The organism is Lacticaseibacillus manihotivorans DSM 13343 = JCM 12514 (assembly GCF_001435035.1).
GTDB classification, from domain to species: Bacteria; Bacillota; Bacilli; order Lactobacillales; family Lactobacillaceae; genus Lacticaseibacillus; species Lacticaseibacillus manihotivorans.
Genome location: NZ_AZEU01000312.1, coordinates 1 through 1,420, shown reverse-complemented (window position 1 = coordinate 1,420; position 1,420 = coordinate 1). Strand labels below are relative to the sequence as shown.

Annotated in this window: 1 protein-coding gene; it reads left to right on the top strand. The window is 49.0% G+C overall.

The genetic code is table 11. From position 1 onward, the window contains the following. Window positions 1-139: 139 nt before the first annotated feature. On the top strand, window positions 140-1,420 hold a 1,281-nt coding region (locus FD01_RS14760; RefSeq protein ID WP_056965087.1), incomplete at its 3' end, for an IS5 family transposase.

The window sequence follows — 1,420 nt, the reverse complement described above, 5'->3', positions numbered from 1 at the left end:
CTAGTGGCTGGTGAATAATTTGTCCAAGTTATCTGTAACAGCTCCTTAACCCGTTATCGTTGTATAATAGATGCATAGGAATTCCCGGTATTCCGTCAATCCCCATGCACTTTACACAACCCTATCGGAGGCGTTATCCATGGTTTATCGTCAAACAGTCACGCAACTCTCAATTGAATCCTTTGGTACTGCACTGAGCACACCGCTCAGTGCAGACAACGAGTCGGTTCAGCTTGCGGATCAAATGCCATGGCAGAAGTTAAGCGAGGCATACCAATTGGCTTTTCCTTCGAAGCTTGGCCGTGCTGGTAAACCATTTCGCCTGTTGTATGGTGCTCAGTTGATCAAGCAACGAACTGGTTTGTCTGATCGAGACGTTGTCGAAGCGATTCGTGACACCCCGGCTTATCAATACTTCATTGGTATCCCTCAGTATCAACTTAAAGTCCCATTCGATCACACGGCGCTGGCGTACTTTCGCCGGCGGATCGCGCCGATTTCTGAATTGATCCGCAATATCATGACCGATACGGTTCGGGAACGACTTCAACGCCACTTACCAACCAAGTCGGTGATGATCACCGACGCAACTTGTACTCCGGTCAATATCAAGTTTCCCCAAGATACGCATCTACTTAATCAGGCGAGAACAAACCTAGAAGATGACATTAAAGTCATGGCTAAACAGCTTCAAATTGCACCACCACGGACTTACAAGCGTGAAGCTCACGCAAAGTGGACTGCCTTTTCACGCAAACCACGACGTTGGGGGAAGCTCACACAAAAGCAAATCAAAGCCCAACTTCAATACATTCGTCGCGACTTGCGCTATGTCGATGAGATGATCGACCAAGGTGCGACCTTGACCGCGGCGCGGGCTAAGCGACTTGGCGTCATTCGCTTAGTCTTTGACCAACAAGATTACATGTATCGCAACCACACGCATCGTGTCGAAAACCGGATCGTAAGCTTAAGTCAGCCGGAGATTCGTCCAATCATGCGAGGTAAATCAAAGTCCCCGGTTGAGTTTGGACCAAAGATCGATGTTTCGATCATGGATGGCGTGATTGACATTGAGCGTTTCTCTTTCAATGCCTTCAATGAAAGTGGTGACCTTGGATCGACACTTGATCACTACTACGACGTGCACGGTGAATATCCAGACGAGGTACTGTTGGACACACTGTATCGAACTCGCGAAAACATTGGGATGTGTGCCAACCTTGGTATCCGCGTGAGTGGACCGCGGCTTGGACGTAAACCAAAGCATGTGGATCCAGCACAGCGCCATCAGGATCAAGACGCAGAGAACCGCCGCGGCGAAATTGAACGCCGATTCTCGTTCGTAAAGGGTAATCTCGGATTGGATCTTGTCAAAGAGAAGACCGCAGAGACAATTGCGGTTGCCGTAGACACTGGT